The organism is Lentilactobacillus kefiri, from assembly GCF_007989105.1.
Lineage (GTDB): Bacteria > Bacillota > Bacilli > Lactobacillales > Lactobacillaceae > Lentilactobacillus > Lentilactobacillus kefiri.
The window spans coordinates 1-19631 of the sequence record NZ_BJVK01000012.1; the positions used below are offsets into that span (position 1 = coordinate 1).

18 protein-coding genes are annotated in these 19631 nt (G+C 42.1%); 2 read left to right on the forward strand and 16 right to left on the reverse strand.

What is annotated here, in order from left to right; translation table 11 throughout:
• Positions 1-209: 209 nt before the first annotated feature.
• The 12 genes from lysS to pth all read right to left on the reverse strand — a co-directional run bounded on the left by lysS (position 210) and on the right by pth (position 15174).
• Positions 210-1712, reverse strand: coding sequence for a lysine--tRNA ligase (lysS, locus tag LKE01_RS05815; protein WP_056982723.1), 1503 nt, complete (start codon positions 1710-1712; stop codon positions 210-212).
• 57 nt (positions 1713-1769) lie between these two features.
• Positions 1770-2777 (reverse strand): tRNA dihydrouridine synthase DusB, encoded by a 1008-nt coding sequence (gene dusB / locus LKE01_RS05820; protein WP_056982721.1) that lies wholly within the window; start codon positions 2775-2777, stop codon positions 1770-1772.
• A gap of 82 nt (positions 2778-2859) precedes the next feature.
• Positions 2860-3756 (reverse strand): Hsp33 family molecular chaperone HslO, encoded by an 897-nt coding sequence (hslO, locus tag LKE01_RS05825; RefSeq protein ID WP_056982719.1) that lies wholly within the window; start codon positions 3754-3756, stop codon positions 2860-2862.
• A gap of 95 nt (positions 3757-3851) precedes the next feature.
• Complete coding sequence (gene ftsH / locus LKE01_RS05830) at positions 3852-5954, reverse strand: ATP-dependent zinc metalloprotease FtsH (RefSeq protein ID WP_056982718.1); 2103 nt, start codon at positions 5952-5954, stop codon at positions 3852-3854.
• Between the two features lie 73 nt (positions 5955-6027).
• Entirely contained in the window at positions 6028-6570 is a 543-nt protein-coding gene (gene hpt / locus LKE01_RS05835; RefSeq protein WP_056982716.1) for a hypoxanthine phosphoribosyltransferase, read from the reverse strand.
• Positions 6571-6594: 24 nt separating this feature from the next.
• Positions 6595-7977, reverse strand: coding sequence for a tRNA lysidine(34) synthetase TilS (gene tilS / locus LKE01_RS05840; protein ID WP_056982714.1), 1383 nt, complete (start codon positions 7975-7977; stop codon positions 6595-6597).
• A 98-nt stretch (positions 7978-8075) separates the two neighbouring features.
• Positions 8076-8591: a S1 domain-containing RNA-binding protein gene (locus LKE01_RS05845; RefSeq protein ID WP_056982712.1), complete on the reverse strand. Its 516-nt coding sequence runs from the start codon at positions 8589-8591 to the stop codon at positions 8076-8078.
• A 108-nt stretch (positions 8592-8699) separates the two neighbouring features.
• Entirely contained in the window at positions 8700-9110 is a 411-nt protein-coding gene (locus LKE01_RS05850; RefSeq protein ID WP_056982710.1) for an FtsB family cell division protein, read from the reverse strand.
• A 103-nt stretch (positions 9111-9213) separates the two neighbouring features.
• A complete protein-coding gene (locus LKE01_RS05855) occupies positions 9214-9486 on the reverse strand; it encodes an RNA-binding S4 domain-containing protein (protein ID WP_056982707.1) in 273 nt (90 codons plus the stop codon).
• On the reverse strand, positions 9473-11071 hold the full coding sequence (locus tag LKE01_RS05860) for a putative polysaccharide biosynthesis protein (RefSeq protein WP_056982706.1): 1599 nt from the start codon (positions 11069-11071) through the stop codon (positions 9473-9475). Before LKE01_RS05860 ends, LKE01_RS05855 begins: the two co-directional genes overlap by 14 nt.
• A complete protein-coding gene (gene mfd / locus LKE01_RS05865) occupies positions 11061-14597 on the reverse strand; it encodes a transcription-repair coupling factor (protein ID WP_225364728.1) in 3537 nt (1178 codons plus the stop codon). The genes LKE01_RS05860 and mfd overlap by 11 nt, the downstream gene beginning before the upstream one ends.
• A 16-nt stretch (positions 14598-14613) precedes the next feature.
• A complete protein-coding gene (pth, locus tag LKE01_RS05870) occupies positions 14614-15174 on the reverse strand; it encodes an aminoacyl-tRNA hydrolase (protein WP_054769111.1) in 561 nt (186 codons plus the stop codon).
• A 216-nt stretch (positions 15175-15390) separates the two neighbouring features.
• On the opposite strand from pth, the gene LKE01_RS05875 reads away from it, so the two are divergent.
• Positions 15391-16347, forward strand: coding sequence for an L-lactate dehydrogenase (locus LKE01_RS05875; RefSeq protein WP_056982729.1), 957 nt, complete (start codon positions 15391-15393; stop codon positions 16345-16347).
• 224 nt (positions 16348-16571) lie between these two features.
• Positions 16572-17216: a cyclic di-AMP binding protein CbpA gene (gene cbpA / locus LKE01_RS05880; protein ID WP_054769108.1), complete on the forward strand. Its 645-nt coding sequence runs from the start codon at positions 16572-16574 to the stop codon at positions 17214-17216.
• A 123-nt stretch (positions 17217-17339) separates the two neighbouring features.
• On the opposite strand, the gene LKE01_RS05885 is transcribed toward cbpA, so the two are convergent.
• The 4 genes from LKE01_RS05885 to acpS all read right to left on the reverse strand — a co-directional run bounded on the left by LKE01_RS05885 (position 17340) and on the right by acpS (position 19560).
• Positions 17340-17714: a type II toxin-antitoxin system PemK/MazF family toxin gene (locus LKE01_RS05885; protein WP_056982704.1), complete on the reverse strand. Its 375-nt coding sequence runs from the start codon at positions 17712-17714 to the stop codon at positions 17340-17342.
• Between the two features lie 11 nt (positions 17715-17725).
• Positions 17726-18010 carry a hypothetical protein gene (locus LKE01_RS05890; RefSeq protein WP_054769107.1) on the reverse strand — a complete coding sequence of 95 codons (285 nt, stop codon included), beginning with the start codon at positions 18008-18010 and terminating at the stop codon, positions 17726-17728.
• A 62-nt stretch (positions 18011-18072) separates the two neighbouring features.
• On the reverse strand, positions 18073-19200 hold the full coding sequence (alr, locus tag LKE01_RS05895) for an alanine racemase (RefSeq protein WP_179286799.1): 1128 nt from the start codon (positions 19198-19200) through the stop codon (positions 18073-18075).
• Entirely contained in the window at positions 19201-19560 is a 360-nt protein-coding gene (acpS, locus tag LKE01_RS05900) for a holo-ACP synthase (protein ID WP_054769106.1), read from the reverse strand.
• Positions 19561-19631 lie beyond the last annotated feature (71 nt).

Here is a 19631-nt window from a genome sequence, read left to right on the forward strand (position 1 = left end):
TCAATGAAACGTTTCGTTGTGTCACTCGTTCAAATCAGCATATATAAATATACCGAACTTTCATCCATTCGTCAAGTATAAAAACAAAATGAATCGCAAAAAAGTTGAACTGGTCTATCTGATCAAAGTATTGCAAGATAATCAAGCTGTCTGAGACCAAATTGCAACAAAAAAAGCAATCCAAAAATTGGATTGCTTTAAGTAAAATACTAGTTATTTGTATTGTCTTCGGGACGCATAGTTGGGAACAAGATGACATCACGAATGGAAGGTGCATCTGTTAGAAGCATAACCAATCGATCCATTCCGATACCTAACCCACCTGTTGGTGGCATACCATATTCAAGAGCTTCAATGTAATCTTCATCAATTCCTTCAGCTTCTTGGTTACCTTCCTTACGTTCGGCAACTTGAGCTTCAAATCGTTGACGTTGATCAATTGGATCATTTAATTCTGAAAAGGCATTAGCAAATTCACTCTGGACAATATAGAGTTCGAAACGATCCGTAAATCTTGGATCATCGGCATTCTTTTTTGCCAATGGAGAAATTTCAACTGGATGACCATAAATGAATGTTGGGTCTACAAGCTTAGGTTGAACTAATTCTTCAAAGAAAGCGTTGATAATATGACCGGTCTTCCACCATGATTCATAGTGAATATGATGTTCGTCAGCCAATTTCTTAGCGTCGTCATCTGACATTGGTTTCCAGAAATCAATTCCAGTGTATTCCTTAATTGCATCAACCATGTGTTGGCGTTTAAATGGCTTATTCAAATCAACCTTGGTTCCTTGGTAGGTCACAATGTTGTCATCCGTAACAGCAGCAGCTGCGGCCTTAAAGATACCTTCAGTTTCATCCATGACATCATGGAAATCATAATAGGCAACATATGATTCAAGCATTGTAAATTCAGGATTATGGCGAGTATCCATTCCTTCATTTCTAAATACTCGGCCGATTTCATAAACTCGTTCCAATCCACCAACAATCAAACGCTTCAAATGTAATTCCAATGCAATTCTCAAATAAAGATCAATATCCAAAGCATTGTGATGGGTGATAAATGGACGCGCATTGGCACCACCAGCTGAATTATGCAAAACAGGGGTTTCAACTTCTTGGTAGTCGTTGGAATCCAGGTATTTACGTACAGCAGTGATAATCTTAGTCCGCTTTAAGAAGCGGTCAAAACTATCTTGGTTGGAAATCAGATCAAGATAACGTTGACGATAACGTTGCTCTTTATCCTTTAAACCATGGAACTTATCGGGAAGTGGTCGTAAAGCTTTTGATAAGAAAGTAACTGATTCTGCTCGAACAGTTAACTCACCCATGTCAGTTTTAATAATCTGACCGGAAATACCTAAATGGTCACCAATATCAGAACGTTTGAAAATATGGTAAACATCATCACCGACAATATCCTTACGAACATAAATTTGAATCTTTCCAGTTCGGTCTTTAAGATCGGCAAAGCCAACCTTACCTTTACCACGCTTAGCAATCATTCTGCCGGCAATGGTGACCTTTTTGTCCTTTTTAATCAATTCATCTTTATCTTCATCATCAAAATCTTTGTGAAGTTGTTCAGCAAGATATGTACGTACAAACCGATGTCCAAATGGATCGATTCCTTCCTTGCGTAATTCTTCCATCTTTTGACGACGGACGATCATCTGATCATTCATTTCTTTTTCTTTGGCCACTGTGAAACCTCCTAAATGAAAATTTACTATTTAATCATAACACAAAAAACACCGAATTTATTGTGCTATCCGGTGCTGACGTGCTTTTCTCTGTTCATTTTTTTCAAGGAACTCATCAAAGATATCGTCCATCGCAGCTTCACCTGATGCATTTGTCAGTGCAACCTTGGTCCGGGCAGAATGAGAAATTCCCTTTAAATAGTATGATGCTTGACCACGGAATTCATGTGAGCCGATATAATCACCCTTCAACTCAACAAGGCGATGCAAATGCTCTTTGGCAGTTGCAACTTTTTGTTCTGGGGTTGGGGTTGGTAATAATTCACCAGTCTCCAAATAATGGGTGGTCTGCTTCAAAATCCAGGGATTTCCTTCGACTGCTCGACCCATCATAACGGCATCGGCACCAACTTCGGTCAACATCTTCTTAGCATCTTGCGGTGTGCGGACATCACCATTCCCCATAAATGGAATATGGATTTCATCTGCAACCTGCTTCAAAATGTCCCAATTAGCATGGCCCTCATACATTTGCTTTCTGGTTCTGCCATGCATTGCCAAAGCAGAAGCTCCAGCTTTTTCAGCTGCCAGCGCGTTTTCCACAGCAAAAATATGATCCTTATCCCAACCAGTACGCATCTTGACGGTAACCGGCTTTTTAACGGCATCGGTCACGTAAGAAACCATTTCGTAAACTTTCTTGGGATCCAGCAGCCAGCGAGCACCGGCATCGGTTTTGACAACCTTGTTAACCGGGCAGCCCATATTGATATCGATGATATCGGCAGCCGTATTCTGGTCGACAAATTTGGCAGCTTGAACCAATGTTTCTTTAGTCCCACCAAAAATCTGGATACTCATTGGGTGTTCCTTGGGATCCACAAACATCATATCCAACGTTTTTTTGTTTTTGTACATAATGCCACGGTCTGAGATCATTTCACAAACGACAAGACCTGCACCGTACTCCTTACAGATAATTCTAAAAGCAGAGTTGGTGACACCGGCCATCGGCGCTACTACGACTTGATTTGGGATCGTAACATTACCAATATTCCATTCCATTCTTTCACCTCAAAATTCAATTACTAATTGTGAAATTCCGTAAGTTATCCTATCACATTTTCATAGAAATAAATAGCCAACTTTATTTATGACCTTTTGCCTTGGCAACTTTAATGATCTTAGTCAATTCATCCTCACCAAAATGGTACTTGTTCCCACAGAAGTTGCAAGTGACATCGATCCCCTTATCTTCTTTGAGCATTGTTTCCAATTGAGGTACCGGCATCCCTTCGAGATCTCTGCCAAATTTATATTTGGAACAATTGCAATAGAATTCAACCGGAACAGTCTGCAGAAAATGAAGCTTACCCTTGCCAAATATCAATTCCAAAATATCCTCAGGGGTTTGGTTGTCCAATAGCAACTCCGAAATCATCGGAATTTCTTTAATCCGTTCAATCACTTTATTAATCGCATCGTCAGTTGCATCAGGCAAAACTTGAATCAGGTATCCACCGGCGGCACCGATCGAATTATCATTATTTACAAACACTGAAACGCCAACCGCAGATGGAATCTGCTCTGACTGAGCCAAATAGTAAGTAAAGTCGTCACCAATCTCACCGGAAGCAAGCGGAACGGTTCCTGTATAAGGATCTTCACCTTCGGCAGCCCGGCTGACTTCAATAAAGCCATTGACTCCGACTGCTTTGCCAACATCAATTTTATGGTTGGCATTCAACGGCAAGTGAACGTGAGGATTCTGAATATACCCCTTCACGTGACCATTTGAGTCGCTGTCAGCGACAATTTGGCCAACGGGACCTTTCCCATCAATCTTGACAGTAACGGCTTCCCCGTTCTTTTCAACCGACTCTGCGAGCATCACTGTTCCAACCAGAGTCCGACCCAAAGCAGCTGATGATGCGCTCCAGGTATCATGATCTTTTTGTGCAGTGGCAACCAACTTTTTGGCGTTCACAGCATACGCTCTGAACATGCCATCACTGGTTGTGGCTTTGACTAAATAATCATCCATAAATTTACACCTCATCCTAAAAATAAAAACGAGCTTAGAGATAATTCTACCCTAAACTCATTTTTGAAATATTCAACTAAATGTTATCATCATTGTCATGATTTTGATCTTTTGGTTGATTCATTGTTGGAAACATCATCTGGTTTTTCAGAGTCATCAGATCCATTTTCAGTTGAATCAGTGGACTGATTATCAGAACCGTGATCTTTTTCCAATTCTGCCTGACGTTCAGCTTCCTTACGTTCCAATTCACGCTTTGCTTCTTCAAAAGTAGCAGCACGTTCACTTGGGAACTCACTCTTGTCGGAACTGTCTGGCATCTTGCCATCATTCCACAGAGACAGGATTTGCTTCTGGTCAAGGGTCTCGTACTTAAGCAATGCTTCCGCAATCAGCTTATGCTTATCGCGATGTTCTTCAATAATCTTCTTAGCAGTATCATGAGCTTCATTGGTTAAACGACGAACTTCTTCGTCAACCGCAGCACCAGTCTCTTGAGAATATCTTGGGCCATAAGTATCCTGGGCAGGATTCTCAAGTTGAACTGGGCCGAGTCGCTTACTCATACCATATTGAGTAACCATTGCCCGAGCAATATTGGTTGCCTGTTCAAAGTCATTGGAAGCACCTGAAGACTGTGAGTTAAACACAATTTCTTCGGCAGCACGACCACCCATTAAACCGGCAATTTGTTCCATTGCATCTTTCTTAGACATCAATTGTTGGTCTTCACGAGGCAACATAATTGCGTATCCACCGGCACGACCACGAGGCACAATTGTTACCTTGTGAACGACTCGAGCGTCATTCAAAACCAATCCAACAACCGTATGGCCGGCTTCATGGTAGGCAACAGTTTCCCGTTCCTCTTTGGAAATGACTCGGTTACGCTTGGCAGGTCCGGCAATAACCCGATCTTCAGCTTCATCCAAGTCACTGGCATCAATTTGCGTCTTGTTACGACGGGCAGCAAGTAATGCAGCTTCGTTCAACAAGTTGGCCAAATCGGCACCAACAAATCCAGGAGTTTGCTTAGCGATTTCATGAAGATCAACATCACTTGCTAATGGCTTGTTCTTTGAGTGAACTTTCAGGATTGCTTCACGACCATTGATATCAGGACGGCCAACCAAGATCTTCCGGTCAAATCGACCTGGACGAGTCAAGGCTGGATCCAAAACATCGGCACGGTTGGTAGCAGCAATGACAATGACACCTTCATTACCACTAAATCCATCCATTTCAACCAGTAATTGGTTAAGGGTTTGTTCACGTTCATCGTGACCGCCACCCATTCCAGCACCACGACGGCGACCAACGGCATCAATTTCATCAATGAAGATGATGGCAGGAGCGGCTTTCTTGGCTTGATCAAACAAGTCACGAACACGGCTGGCACCAACACCAACAAACATTTCAACGAAATCAGAACCGGAGATTGAATAGAAAGGTACACCGGCTTCACCGGCAACCGCTTTGGCAAGCAAAGTTTTACCAGTACCAGGAGGCCCCTCTAGTAAGACACCATGTGGAATGGTGGCACCTAGAGTTGTAAATTTCCTTGGATCTTTAAGAAATTCAACAACTTCTACAAGTTCCTGCTTTTCTTCTTCTTCACCAGCAACATCTGAGAATCGAACCTTATTTTGCTTACTGTCGGCTGGTTTAGCTTTGGATTTGCCAAAGCTCATCACTTTGCCATTTCCGCCGCCTTGACCGCCAGCTCGGCCCATCATCATATAGAAGAACCAAACAAACAACAATAGTGGTAATACGTAAACCAGCAGATTTACCCAAAAGCCACTTGATTCTTCAGGTTTGGCATTCATCTTAACATTGTTAGATTGAGCTGCCTTGGTGATTTCAGCAATTGAGGAGTTGTTCTCGAGGACAGTGGTGGTGAATTTGGTAACATTCTTTGACTGAGTTTGGTTACCACCAATCAGCCCAGATTGTACCTGTACCTTTTGACCCTGTCTATAAGTACCACTTACCTTATAAACACCGCCGTTTGGCTGTACTGAAAAGCTTTTTACCTTGTCATCCTTCAAATTCTTAACGAACTGACTTGATTGAATTTCCTGTGATGTGGTTTGGTTAGTATTTCCATTAAAGAAATAAATAACTCCCATTATCAGCAGAAATATGACAATGTAAAATAGACTATTTTTAAAAAGCCCATTTTTATTCGAGTTCATCAACGTCCTCCTCAAAACTATATATTTTCATGTTGATAGTCAAAATACTAACACACTTGACCTTTTTTGACCATTATTTGTTTGCATAAATTTCTGGCTTTAAGACACCAATGTATGGCAAGTTACGGTACTTTTCATCATAGTCAAGACCATAACCAACCACAAATTCATTAGGAACTTTAAAACCGGTAAAGTCCGATTTGACATCAACCTTTCGGCCAGCGGGCTTATCCAGCAACGTACAAACCTTAATTGATTTGGCGCCGCGATCAGCAAACGTATCAAGCAGGAACTTCAGTGTTCTGCCGGTATCAACGATGTCTTCAACAATTAAGACATCGCGGCCGGTAATGTTGGTATTAATATCCTGCAGCAGCTCGACAGTTCCTGATGATTCAGTCGCACCGTGGTAACTGGAAACATCAATAAAATCAATCTGCATATATGAATCAACTGCCCGGACAATATCGGTCATAAAGAAGATTGCACCCTTCAACACGCCAACTACAACGGGTGTCTTTCCCGCATACGTTTTAGAGATTTCATTACCCAAACTCTTGCAGGCGTTGTCAATCTCTTCCTTGCTGTAAAGTACCTTTAAGATGTCGTTATTCATTACCTATTCCTTTTCTTTCAAATATTATTTCCTTGGAACTTGAGTTAATAAATAGGGTTTTGCCCCTTCGCTACCAGGAAGCGTGACGGAGTTCTTAACCCCCAAAACTGATAGAACGGTATTCCTGTTTGTGACCAGGACCCGAATGTGTTTTCTTTGGTCGTTTGAAATCTTGGCATTAATCAGCACCCTGGTAACTTTCTGGTGCCTGCCCTGAGGCAGGAGCACTCTGTCGCCCGGCTCAACTGAACGGACCTGTAAAGGCAGGTCGGCATCGTCTAAATAAAACGTTGACGTCCGACTTGCGGATAATGTCTGCTGCTTGGAAAAGACACCAAATTTTTGGGAAGAATTCAGTGAATACCATCTGTCTAATATTACCATAAAATGCGCACTTTTTTCAGACTTCAATGGGAAAATTTGTGGTTCTTTGGAAATTATCAATGTTTGATATTCCCGTTGAACCCGCCAATGATTAGCCAAATTTAATTTTGCCTGTGGTTTTTGATCCTGATCGATCAGATGGATAATGGCAGCTAACTGCGCCATCGAAACATCCGGCACGTGAAGCCGATGATCCAACAACTGTTGCATCACTTGTTTACCCACACTTTTCGGGTACTGTTTTAACTGTTGAAGATCAACTTTGACTGTTTGTGGATTGTCGAAATTTGCCACCCGCGTCAATATCGGTTCAACAAGTGTCGCCAACGCCTCCATGCTATCCGATAACTGAATCGAATAATCATGGACATGTGCCAGTAGCTGCGGGTTCTCCTGCTTCAACAGCGGAACCACCTTGTGACGAATCCGATTACGTTCAAATGATAATTCTTGATTTGTCGCGTCTTCGTACCACTTAATTTGTTTGGAAGCTGCAAACTCCCGTATCTGCTGCTTGCTAAACCCAAGTAACGGTCTGATGAGCGTTTTGCCGGCAAAGCCACGCGCTTCATGGATGCCAACCAGCGATGGCAGCTGACCGCCACGGGTAAGCTTCATTAAGACCGTCTCAATCAAATCATCCCCATGATGGGCAGTTAACAGATATTGGGCATCGTCTTTATCAAGCACCTGCTGAAAAAAGTGATAGCGGAAACGACGGGCAGCTGACTCGATCCCTGACTCGGGATGTAAGTCTGTCCGCCAAACAGCTTGCTCCAGCTTGATGCTGTGAGATTGACAATAATCATTTATATAACGGGTTTCAACGTGGCTTTGGGCCCGCAGCTGATGATCCACGTAAGCCACGATAATTGTTGGTCGAATATCTACTGGCAAATGCATTAACAGAAACAAGAGCGTCATCGAGTCGACCCCGGTTGAAACGGCAACGACAACCTTGTCACCGGCGTGCCACCAATTTGCACTTCTAACATATGAATTAAATCGACTCTGCAAATTCATGAGCTGCCTCCACTAATCATCCCTGATAAAACAAAGATGGCCGGCAGCAATATTCTTGCCTCCAGCCACTAAACAATTATTTAATCATCAAATTCATTTTAACTTCGACGACCGCCTCGGCCGCCTCGCTTACCTTCAGTATTTTTACGAAGAGTTGAAAGCCGATCTTCACTTTCTTTTAAGAAGCCGGACATCATATCATCAAAACTTTCTTCATGGTTGTTTGAATGATTGTTATGTCCATAGTTACCACCGCGAGAACGAGATCCGTGACCTTCATGGTTACCATGATTGCCGTGATTCTCATGTCCTTCATGATTGTTTTCATGGAAGTTTCTGTGGGAATGATTCTCGTGTCTGGATTCCTCGTGTTCGTGATTATCCTGCGCTTTACGGATTGAAAGGCTGATCTTATTATTGCCTTCAATCTTGAGGACCTTAACGGTAACCTCGTCGCCGACTTTCAAGACGTCGTGAATATCCTTAACAAATCCGTCAGAAACTTCGCTGATATGAACCAACCCGGTTCGATGATCACCTAAGTCAATAAATGCACCAAAATTTGTGATTCCGGAAACTTTACCGTTAACTTTTTCTCCAACTTCAATTGCCATCTAAAAAAATGTTCCTCCCATGTTGTAATGTTACCAGTATATCATATTTTAAATTATGTCGGCCAGCCATTGTCAAAATAAAACCAGTGATGAAAAACATCACTGGTTTTATTTTACATCATAATCATTAACATCTTTCGGTGCTTTGTTGGGAAAACTGTAAACTGTTTCCCCGGGTTTTGTGTAATAATATCGATCGCGAATAATCTGTTCCACGTAACTCTTATCATTAAGCTGAGAAACCTGTGACTTCAGCTTTTTATTATTGGCCTTTTGGTTGGCCAAATTCTTTTGCTCACGAGCAATTTGGACGTGAACATCAGCATAGTTGACTTTTGCACGAACAATTTGAACCAAGAAGATTGAGGCAAAGAACACAAAAATGGCAATAATAATCAACGCCCGTTTTTTTCGTCGATTTGACAAAACGGCCGTAACCTTAGAATTATTCAATTCAATCTCTCGACGCCGAGTAAAATCATTGTCGAGCTTCTTTACTTTCCCATTTTGTTGCTGCATGCCAAATCCCCCGATCATTCGCACGTTCTAGATAAATTATACCAACAAATCAGCATTTGTCTAGGTGAACCAGACATATTCCGGTCATTTTGTGAAGGATTATCTATTCTTTTCGAAAATCTCGTTCGTAATCCTCTGATGTAATTTCATACATTCTTTCGGCATCATCTTTCTTGGTTGTGTCCAACAATTCCTTAACCAAGATGGTCAGGGTCTTGTTACCAAACTTAATCACAACTTCATCGTTTGGCTTGACCTCGGTTGATGATTTGGCAGTGCGGCCATTGATAAAGATCCGCCCCTTATCAGCAATTTCCTTGGCAACCGACCGACGTTTAATAATCCGCGACACTTTTAGAAACTTATCTATTCTCATGAGTTGTTACTCCTTTAATTTTTAAAAACTTACCGACCATTGGAATCGCCAGCCATTCACGAACAGTAAAGGCTTTGAGTAAAACGCAGCCGGCAAAAAACACAACGATACCTGCCGGAATGGCAATACAAGAAATCACCAAGGCTTCAATTCTTAAATTGGTCATCGGAATTCCAGCCGCCAATCCCCAAGCAATCAGCTTCACTGTACCAGCCATCGCAATTAATATGATCGCAAGTTTTCCGATCTGCTTAAAAGAAATCAGCTTGGCAAGTTCATCCCTGCTCAACACATTCATTAATCCAATCATTATCACTAAGCTTAACAGGGTTGCCAAGCTTGCACCAACAATTCCGATTTTGCCGATGAAAAATTGGTTAACGACAATCTTGGTTAAAAAGCCGGCAATGATTGACACCATCGTCTTTAAGTAACTGTTTTTACTCTGCAAAATCACATTGTACGTCATTAAAACAGCTGTAAAAATAATGCTGACGCAGTACAGACTGATAGTTAGGTTAAGTTCGGAAGACGCAAATAGCAAACGGTTAACCTGTGGCATCAAGGCCGCCAATCCAACGGTCATTGCCAACGAAACTGCCAAATTGGTTCGCAGATTGGTTGCCGCAATGTGCTGGAAAGTAATATTTTGGTGACGCTTATTGGCCAATACCAGACCTGGCAGGACTGCCGTGGCCGATGCAATACTAAAAACCTGCCCCAGCTGAACCAGTGTCTGTGATCGATCATAAATTCCCTTAATATTTTGAGCCGCCATCAGTGAATAGCCGTATTTTTGCAAACCGGCAACAACTGAAAACGAGTCTGCCAGCTGAAGCATCAGCATTACGGCAGAAACCAAACAAAGCGTTCCGCCTTCAAGGAGAATCCGTTTGACCAAGACGGGATTGTTAAGTGTGACTGAATGCCGCTTAAACCCGGCTGGGAGGTGATAACGTTTCAGCCAAATACCAATGACCAATAAGGCACAGGCACCGGCCACAGGGGCCGATAACATCGCCATTTGACCCATGTGATACGGGTTAACCGCAGATTTAACTGCCCAGTATGCAACTAACAGAATCACCGACACCCGAACAACTTGTTCAATGACTTGGGAATAGGCCGTTGGCCGCATTTCCATTTTACCTTGAAAGTATCCGCGCCAAGTCGACAAAAACGGGATGAATAAAAACATCCAACTAACGGAACGGATCACAGGTGCCAGCCGGTAATCATCCATGCTTTGAGCGATGAACCCAGCGCCAAGTTGTAAAAAGCAAAAAATCAGCAGGCAAATAACAAGCAAGATATTTTGGATTTTAAATGCCAGCGCTGCTTTTTCGTTTTCATCTTTTGTGTCAACGACCAGTTTTGATATAAAAACCGGAAGCCCGGTTAACGCAAATGTCATCCCGATTCCGTAGATTGGATAAATTTGCTGATAAACATAAAAGCCAATATTGCCAACCATGTTTTGAAAAGGAATCCGGTAAACTGCGCTTAGAATCTTCGCGATAAACGACGCAACTGTCAAAAGCAGTGTTCCTTTCAAAACCAGTTGTCTTCTCGAACTATTTTTCATTACTCTTTACCTTGCCGCCAGCTCGATGTTTATGCCGGGTATCTGACAGTTGTTTGACTAACGCAATTAATCCATCCAACCACTTTGTCATGTTTGGTTGAACGGTCAGTTGAATCTGATATTTGTCATTTTCAGTATTGATTGTTGCCCGAAACTTTGTCTGGGCGATGGCTTCAAGCAATTCCTTGCTGGAGAATTCTGCTCCGGCACGTGAAGAAAATGTGATCACAATCTTAGGCTGGTCCTGGTGGATCTTGTCGACTAATGCGTAGTCAGAATACATTTTCAGCTGAGAAATTTTCAGCAGATTTGCAACCGGCTCACTATAGTCGCCAAACCGATCAATCAAATCATCTTCGACTTCGTGAAGTTGATCTTCGTTTTCAATCTGTCGAATTCGTTTATAGAGTTCAATCTTTTGTTGATTATCCTGAATGTAGTCACTTGGAAGATAGGCTTCCAAGTCCAATTCGATTGTCGAATCGGTTCGATATTCAAAGCCCTTGCCACGCTTTTTAGCAACCGCATCGGATAACATCTGAGTATAAAGATCATACCCAACGGAATCAACAAATCCATGTTGCTGTTTTCCAAGAAGATTTCCAGCTCCTCGGATTGACAAGTCACGCATCGCAATCTTGAATCCTGAACCTAATTCAGTAAAATCACGAATGGCCTCCAAACGCTTTTCCCCAATTTCCGTCAAAACTTTGTTGGGTTTGTACATGAAATACGCGTATGCAACCCGACTGCTTCGGCCAATTCGGCCACGCAGTTGATAGAGTTGTGAAAGCCCCATTCTGTCGGCATTCTCAACGAATAACGTATTTACATTGGGAATGTCGACTCCGGTTTCAATGATCGTGGTTGTGACCAGGACATCATATTCGCCGTTAATGAAATCATATAAAATATCTTCCATTTCATTTTCGGACATCTGCCCATGAATATATCCAACCCGGGCATCAGGAACCAGTGCACTAATTTGTTCAACCGTCTTTTCAATATCAGAAACCCGGTTGTGCAGATAAAATACCTGACCGCCACGAGCCATTTCTCTTTCAATCGCTTCACGAATTGTGCCGGCATTTTGCTCAATCACATAAGTCTGAATTGGGTATCGGTTGGATGGTGGCGTCTCAATGACGGACAAATCCCGAACCCCCATCATTGACATGTTAAGTGTTCGGGGAATTGGGGTTGCAGTTAACGTCAGAACATCGACATCGGATCGCATCTCCTTGATCCGTTCCTTGTGCTTAACACCAAATCGCTGCTCCTCATCAATAATCAAAAGGCCCAGATTATTAAACTTAACGTCTTTTGATAATAATCGATGAGTTCCAACAACCACGTCGACTTTGCCGTCCTTTAATCCCTCAAGGGTTTCTCTAACCTGTTTGGTCGTTTGAAACCGTGAAAGGACTCTCACCGTAATTGGATAATCTCTAAATCGGTCAAGCATTGTTTCATAATGCTGCTGAGCCAAGATAGTTGTAGGTACCAAGAATGCGACCTGCTTGCCGACTTCAATTGCTTTAAATGCTGCTCGCAAGGCAACTTCGGTTTTACCATAACCAACGTCTCCAACCAACAGGCGATCCATTGGGTGTTCGGTTTCCATGTCCCGCTTAATTTCAGTTGCACTTCGTAACTGATCAGGCGTTTCGCTGTATGGAAAAGCGGCTTCAAACTCGGCCTGCATTGAATCGTCTTGCGGGTATGCATACCCTTTTTCTGCACTTCGTTTAGCATACAAATCAATTAATTCATCGGCGATATCCTCAATTTTTGAGGCAACCTTCGCTTTGGTCTTGGCCCATTCACTGCCGCCGAGCTTATTAATTCGGGGATGCTTATCCTCGGAAGATACGTATTTCTGAATTAAATTAAGCTGGGTAACCGGAATAAAGAGCTTGGCGTTATCTTTATAATCAATTGTTAAATAGTCCTGATGCTTGCCGTCAACCTCCATGGTTTTCATGCCTTCATACCGGCCAATTCCATGGTTAACGTGAACAACATAGTCACCGGGCTTCAAATCCGTGTAACTTTTAATTCTTTCCGCGTTATTAAACGTTGTTTGCCGTGGCCGCTTCTTTGTGGCCGTTCCAAACATTTCTTTTTCGGTGATAATAACCAAATTTGCCAGTGGCAATTCAAAACCATTATCCAGGTTACTGGAAATCAGTTGAACTTCATTTGGCAATAAATGGTCCTTATCTGTTTGGGTAGCGGTAATTTCAAAATCATTAAGGGTTTGAGCAACCTTTGCCAGGCGTTTTTCATCATGAACCATGATAATAACGGCCTGTTTCATCTTCTGCCAACGTAAAATCTCGGTTCTTAACATCGGCATTTGAGAGAAGAATTGCTGCATTGGCCGAACCGTAATATCAACAACGGCGTCAAGCTTCATTCTGCCCATCCCTTTTTGGAACAGGGAAAGGATCAACGTGGCATGCTTATTGGCTTTAAAGACCGTTTTAAAATCATTGGTGTAAGTTGTCGACTTCAATACTTCATAGTGTTTGATCTTATCAGCCAACCATTCGCCATCGTCGCTTTCAAGCTGACGGGCAGTATCGGTAATTCTGGTGTAATCGTCAAAGACAACCACCCCATCGTCGTCCAGATAGTCCAGCAAAGAATATTGTTTGTCATAAATGGCATCTGCAAATAGTAACCAACGCGGATCACTCAAACCATTCTGCAGATCCATAATTTGGGGTTCCAAATTGCCCTTTAATTTCTTGGCAGCTTTTTCATCCAGCTTGGCCGTTTCGGCAATCAGTCGTTTAGACAATTGCTTGGCAACCGCCTTTCGCTGATCGTCGTTCATCAACAAATCAGTCGCCGGCAACACAGAGATGGATTCAATATTTTTAATACTCCGTTGGTTGGAAACGTCAAACGTCCTCATCGAATCAACATCTGTATCAAAGAAGTCGATTCGAACCGGATCTTGATGGTTCAACGGGAAAATGTCCAGAATGGATCCCCGAATTGAAAAGTCACCGGGTGCGGCAACCATTTTTTGAAAAACGTAGCCCATTTGATGTAACTGAAGCTTTAGCTTTTCAAGGTCATAGGTGCCATCCATCTTAATAGTTAATTTAGCTTGTTGAAACTGTTCCTTTGCGGGGACCAGTCTTCTGATACCGGACACAGAAGTGACAATGACTGCCGGCTCTCCACTTGCGAGTTTGTCCAAAGCAAGCACCCGCTGAGCTTTATATTCCGGCGAACTGGTTGCCAATTCGGCAGCCCCCATTTCCTCAACTGGAAATTCGAATAATTGGTCATCATCCAGCAAATTTGATAAATCGTTCACCAGCTGATCAGCATGAAATAACGAGTCAACCACTACAACTGTTGGTCGGTCAGTCGAATGAATTAAATTATCAATCAATAGGCTTCGTGCTGACCCGCCAATTCCGGTAATTAATTGACGGCTGCCCTTCTTAAGAGCTGAAACCAGTTGAGAATACTGAGGGATTGTTGTGAGTAATTGATCTAACTTCAAAGTAGGTATCCTTTCGTTAGTTATACTGATTTTCCAAATCCGGAATTGACATGCCGTCGATCCAGTCATCAAGGGCATTCACTGCATGGTCGGCTGCCTGCTTAAATACTGGGGCCTGATCCTTACTGAATCGGCCCAAAACATAATTAACAACCGTATTACCATGGTCCGGGTGATCAATTCCAACTCGAATTCGATCAAAGTTTTCAGTGCCGACACTGGCAATAATACTTTTAATACCGTTGTGACCACCAGCTGATCCCTTATCTTTGATCCGGATCTTACCAATTGGAAGATCCATATCATCATGAACAATAATGATATCTTCCACTGGAATATCAAAGTAGTTCATCAATGGCCGAACAGCCAATCCTGAATCATTCATAAATGTCGTGGGTTCAACCACAAGCACTTTAGTGTTATTAACGAAGCCGGATCCATACTTGGCATTCATTTTACGAGTTTTAATTGAGATATCATGACTTTTGGCAAATTGGTCAACCACCATGAAACCAGTGTTATGTCTGGTGCCATCATATTGTGGCCCGATATTTCCTAATCCAACGATCATTTTCATTATTTGGTTCATCCTCACATTTCTTCCAACAGAAAAATGCTGAACAAAGGCTGTTCAGCTGCTGGAAAATTAATTAACATACAGATTATATCATATCTACCAAGCTTTCAAGATTTCCACAGACCATAAAATTAAAAATTGTTAATGCGTGAATACGGATTCATATCCATGCTATAATTGCTATGGTTCCAAGTGGAATACATTAATATTTTGGAGATGATTTTTTTGACTTTGAAACGCCAAAAAGTAGCTTTAATCGGTGACGGTGCCGTAGGTTCATCATATGCATATGCAATGATGCAACAAGGACTCGCCGAAGAGTTTGTGATCGTTGATGTTGTTAAAAAACGAACTGAGGGCGATGCATTAGACCTCGAAGATGCACAAGCATTCACCTCCCCAAAGCACGTATATTCAGGTGACTACAAGGATTGTGGCGACGCAGACCTTGCTATTATTACTGCCGGTGCTCCTCAAAAGCCCGGTGAAACCCGTCTTGACTTGGTTAACAAAAACCTCAAGATCATGAAATCAATCATTTCACCTTTGGTTGATTCAGGCTTTAAGGGTGTTATCGTTGTCGCTGCCAACCCAGTTGACATCTTGACTTATGCAGCTCAAAAGTTCTCAGGCTTCCCAAAGAACCGTGTATTTGGAAGCGGAACATCATTGGATACTTCACGACTTCAAGTTGCTTTGGGCAAGAAATTACAAATCAACCCACAATCAATTAGTGCTTACATTATGGGTGAACATGGTGATTCAGAATTTGCTGCATATTCAGCTGCCCAAATCGGTGGCCGTCCATTCTTGGACATTGCCAAAGAAGCTGGCTTATCCATGGATGACTTGAAGCAAATTGAAGACGAAGTTCGTCACAAGGCTTATGAAATTATCAACCGAAAAGGCGCAACATTCTATGGTGTTGCAACCTGCTTAATGAGAATTTCAAAAGCAATCTTGCATGATGAAAATACCGTATTACCCGTTGGTGCACCAATGGATGGTGAATATGGCCTTCACGATGTTTACATCGGCTCACCTGCCGTTGTCAATGCATCTGGTATTCAAAAAGTTATTGAGGTTCCACTTAACGACGAAGAAGCTGCCAGCATGAAGGCTTCTGCAGAAACTTTGCAAAAGACCACTGCTGATGGTATGGCACAACTTTAATCATTGTGTTTAATAAATGAAGCCATGGACAATCTAGTTTGTCCATGGCTTTTTGTTTGCCAATATAAGGCTATCAGCCACTTGCACATCTTTGATGAGGGATCACCCAAGCGTAATTTCTCATTTATTTAGAAAATAATGAGAATAATTCAATTCTAGATATTCTTTTATAAATTTGCCTATGTTATCATAGTCTTATACAGGTTAAGTTGGAGGAATTAAACATGCTATTAAAAACATTAGTAAAGCCCAAGGAACGATTAGTTACGATCAAAGAAGACGCAACCTTGGAAGAAGCACTACAGACTCTCGAAGATTCAGGTTATCGTTGTGTGCCAATTCTTGATGAAACCGGTAAGATCTTCCGTGGCAATATTTACAAAATGCATATTTACCGTCACAAATCACGTGGTGGAGATATGTCACTTCCCGTTACCACTCTCTTGAAAAACGCAACTAAATTCATCAACGTGAATTCAGCCTTCTTTCAAGTATTCTTCTCAATTAAAGATTTACCATACATTGCTGTCTTGGATGAAAGAAACAACTTTTATGGTATCTTAACTCATACCCGTTTATTGGATATGCTTTCTCAGTCTTGGAACGTCAATATTGGAAGTTATGTACTGACCGTTGTATCCGGCGGTGAACGTGGTGATCTTGAAGAAATTGCCAAAATTATCACTAAATACACGAGCATTGCCAGTGTCATCTCATTGGACGCCCAAGAAGGCGAACTTGTTCATCGAATCATGTTCACACTTCCTGCCGAAGTCGATCAGGATCGATTGAACAGAATTATTGCCGCCCTTGAACGAAAAGAATTCCGAGTACCTGAAGTTGAAAACCTACAAGAAGAAAAGAATTAGCCAAATCATTAAACAGTATTAAAAAAGAGGACATCCCAAATGGGATGTCCTCTTTTTTACGAAACATATTATTTTAAGTTAATTAAAGCTTTGCGTGATGTTTTTATGTATTTTGATCCGTCACTAGCCCTTAGCTAAACCCAAGCTGATCTTTATTGCTTTATCGACTTTACTCATGATAGAAGGATCAAGGTGTGTCACCTTGTCCTTCAGTCTCTGCTTATCAATCGTTCTAATTTGCTCGAGTAAAATGACCGAATCTCGTTCGATGCCATCCCTAGCTAAAATTCCCACATGTGTTGGCATCTTTGGCTTGGAAATTCTAGCGGTAATCGCTGCAACAATGACGGTCGGGCTGTAATGGTTGCCGATATCATTCTGAACAATCAAAACCGGTCGCATACCACCCTGCTCGGAACCAACAACTGGTGATAGATCAGCATAAAAAATGTCTCCACGTTTAAAAATAACGTCAGTCACCCTCATACCTCCCATCATCATAACTTACATTACTGTAAATTCCGTAATCTTTGACGATACTGAGTTAAATGGATATCAGCGTCTTGTTCACAGCAAGAAAAGTCATTGCTGATTTGACGGTTTAAACTACCCATCTCACGATACCCCTTCATTAAGCCATCAATGACTTTGGGATCATCAAAAAAATAGTTGATTGCAATTTCAACCGCTGCATTCTCGGATATTCCAACTGTTGAGCTGAACTGCTCCAAGCGATCTGCAATTCGATCATTGATCATAACTGAAAAATGCTTTGAATTAGTTGCTTTCTCCATGATATTTCCCCTATAGTTTAAGATTACTGTACTGTCTAATATACCATGAAATCAGAGAAAAATCATAAATATTTTCTTCGAATTCGTGAACTGAACCCACAAATCACTTCATAGCTGATGGTTTTCAAGTAATCTGCGACATCATCAGCCGTGATTTCCAGATCACCGGATTTACCAATAATGGTGACTTTGGTGCCATACGAATAATTCTTAGGCAGCCGGATCATAAATTGATCCATACATACCCGCCCAACAATCGGGCACTTGTGTCCGTCGACTAAAACGGAGAAGCCCTGCATTGCTCGGGGAACCCCATCCGCATAGCCAACCGGAACAGTTCCAATCCACTGATCACTGTCAGCAGTGTAAGTCGCACCATACCCGATTGAACGACCTTTTTTAACATACTTTACAAAATCAATTTCAGTCGTAAAGGACAGTGCCGGCTGCAGTTCGTATGGCAGCTTGGCAATTTCCCCGCCGGAAGGATTGAGCCCGTAAGCAGAGATTCCAAGGCGAATCATATTGCCGCCGCAAACTTTGTGCCAGAGGCTGGTAGCTGAATTAGCCACGTGAATGTACTTTGGCTTGTTTTTGACAACGGCCATAAAGTCCTGAAAATTCTGATATTGGAATTTGAAGTAGGAATCATCGGGACTATCAGCTGTTGCAAAGTGGGTGAAAATTCCTTCAAAATTCATTGTTGAAGGATGTTGCTTCAGCACCCCGAGTGCTTCTTCCAGTTCATCAGCGGTTTGAAATCCAATCCGGCCCATTCCTGTATCCAAGGCAAGATGAACGTTTAACTTGCCATCTAATTGACTGTTTTGCAGTAATTGACCGGCACGGTTAAGCCAAGCGCTTGATCCAACTGTTAACGAAATGTTTTGGTTGGCGGCAACCTGAGCCAATTCGGGATCGGTTATCCCCAAAACTAAGATGGGCTTCGTTATCCCGGCCTGTCTTAATTCCAATGCTTCATCTAAGATTGCAACACAAAAGCCGGAAGCACCGGCCCTTTCAGCAACCTTGGCAACAGCAATGGCACCATGACCGTATCCATCAGCTTTAATGACTTGGAAGAGTGCTGTGTCTGGATCAAGCCGTTCTTTGGCGTGCTTGATATTTGAATAAATTGCTTTTAAATTAATTATTAATTGAGCGTTGCGTAAATTTCCAACTGCCATCATCTATCCCCGATTCTCCAAAATTACTTGGGTAACCACAATATCATCGGTATGAGAAATCGATACAAATGCGTTCCCATCAAACGGCTGCTTGGTAAAGACCGGCTTTCCGTCAGGATTATTCAAAATACATAAATCATGAAATCTGACCTGTGAACCCAAGCCGGAGCCATAAGCCTTGGAGTATGCTTCTTTGGCCGAAAAACGACCAGAAATAAATTCATACTTGCGCTTATCGGATAACTTATCCAGCTGTTGAATTTCGTCATCCGTTAAAACCCGTTGCATAAAGTGTTCGTTACGTTCAACCGCTGCGACCACTCGTCTAATGTCAGTCACGTCAATTCCAATTCCTGCTATCATTAAAGGTCCCTCGCAAAACAAAAAGTTACAATAATTTTACCATAAAATAAAAAGGATTGTGCTGTTATCGC

Bases quoted from the DNA above. Each gene is read 5' to 3' on its own strand.
- hpt (WP_056982716.1), bottom strand. From the start codon at position 6,570: ATGAATAACGACATCTTAAAGGTACTTTACAGCAAGGAAGAGATTGAC.
- dusB (WP_056982721.1), bottom strand. From the start codon at position 2,777: ATGGAATGGAATATTGGTAATGTTACGATCCCAAATCAAGTCGTAGTA.
- LKE01_RS05855 (WP_056982707.1), bottom strand. From the start codon at position 9,486: ATGAGAATAGATAAGTTTCTAAAAGTGTCGCGGATTATTAAACGTCGG.
- cbpA (WP_054769108.1), top strand. From the start codon at position 16,572: ATGCTATTAAAAACATTAGTAAAGCCCAAGGAACGATTAGTTACGATC.
- pth (WP_054769111.1), bottom strand. From the start codon at position 15,174: ATGAAAATGATCGTTGGATTAGGAAATATCGGGCCACAATATGATGGC.
- alr (WP_179286799.1), bottom strand. From the start codon at position 19,200: ATGATGGCAGTTGGAAATTTACGCAACGCTCAATTAATAATTAATTTA.
- LKE01_RS05875 (WP_056982729.1), top strand. From the start codon at position 15,391: ATGATTTTTTTGACTTTGAAACGCCAAAAAGTAGCTTTAATCGGTGAC.
- LKE01_RS05885 (WP_056982704.1), bottom strand. From the start codon at position 17,714: ATGATGGGAGGTATGAGGGTGACTGACGTTATTTTTAAACGTGGAGAC.
- LKE01_RS05850 (WP_056982710.1), bottom strand. From the start codon at position 9,110: ATGCAGCAACAAAATGGGAAAGTAAAGAAGCTCGACAATGATTTTACT.
- acpS (WP_054769106.1), bottom strand. From the start codon at position 19,560: ATGATAGCAGGAATTGGAATTGACGTGACTGACATTAGACGAGTGGTC.
- hslO (WP_056982719.1), bottom strand. From the start codon at position 3,756: ATGGATGATTATTTAGTCAAAGCCACAACCAGTGATGGCATGTTCAGA.
- LKE01_RS05860 (WP_056982706.1), bottom strand. From the start codon at position 11,071: ATGAAAAATAGTTCGAGAAGACAACTGGTTTTGAAAGGAACACTGCTT.
- ftsH (WP_056982718.1), bottom strand. From the start codon at position 5,954: ATGAACTCGAATAAAAATGGGCTTTTTAAAAATAGTCTATTTTACATT.
- LKE01_RS05845 (WP_056982712.1), bottom strand. From the start codon at position 8,591: ATGGCAATTGAAGTTGGAGAAAAAGTTAACGGTAAAGTTTCCGGAATC.
- tilS (WP_056982714.1), bottom strand. From the start codon at position 7,977: ATGAATTTGCAGAGTCGATTTAATTCATATGTTAGAAGTGCAAATTGG.
- LKE01_RS05890 (WP_054769107.1), bottom strand. From the start codon at position 18,010: ATGGAGAAAGCAACTAATTCAAAGCATTTTTCAGTTATGATCAATGAT.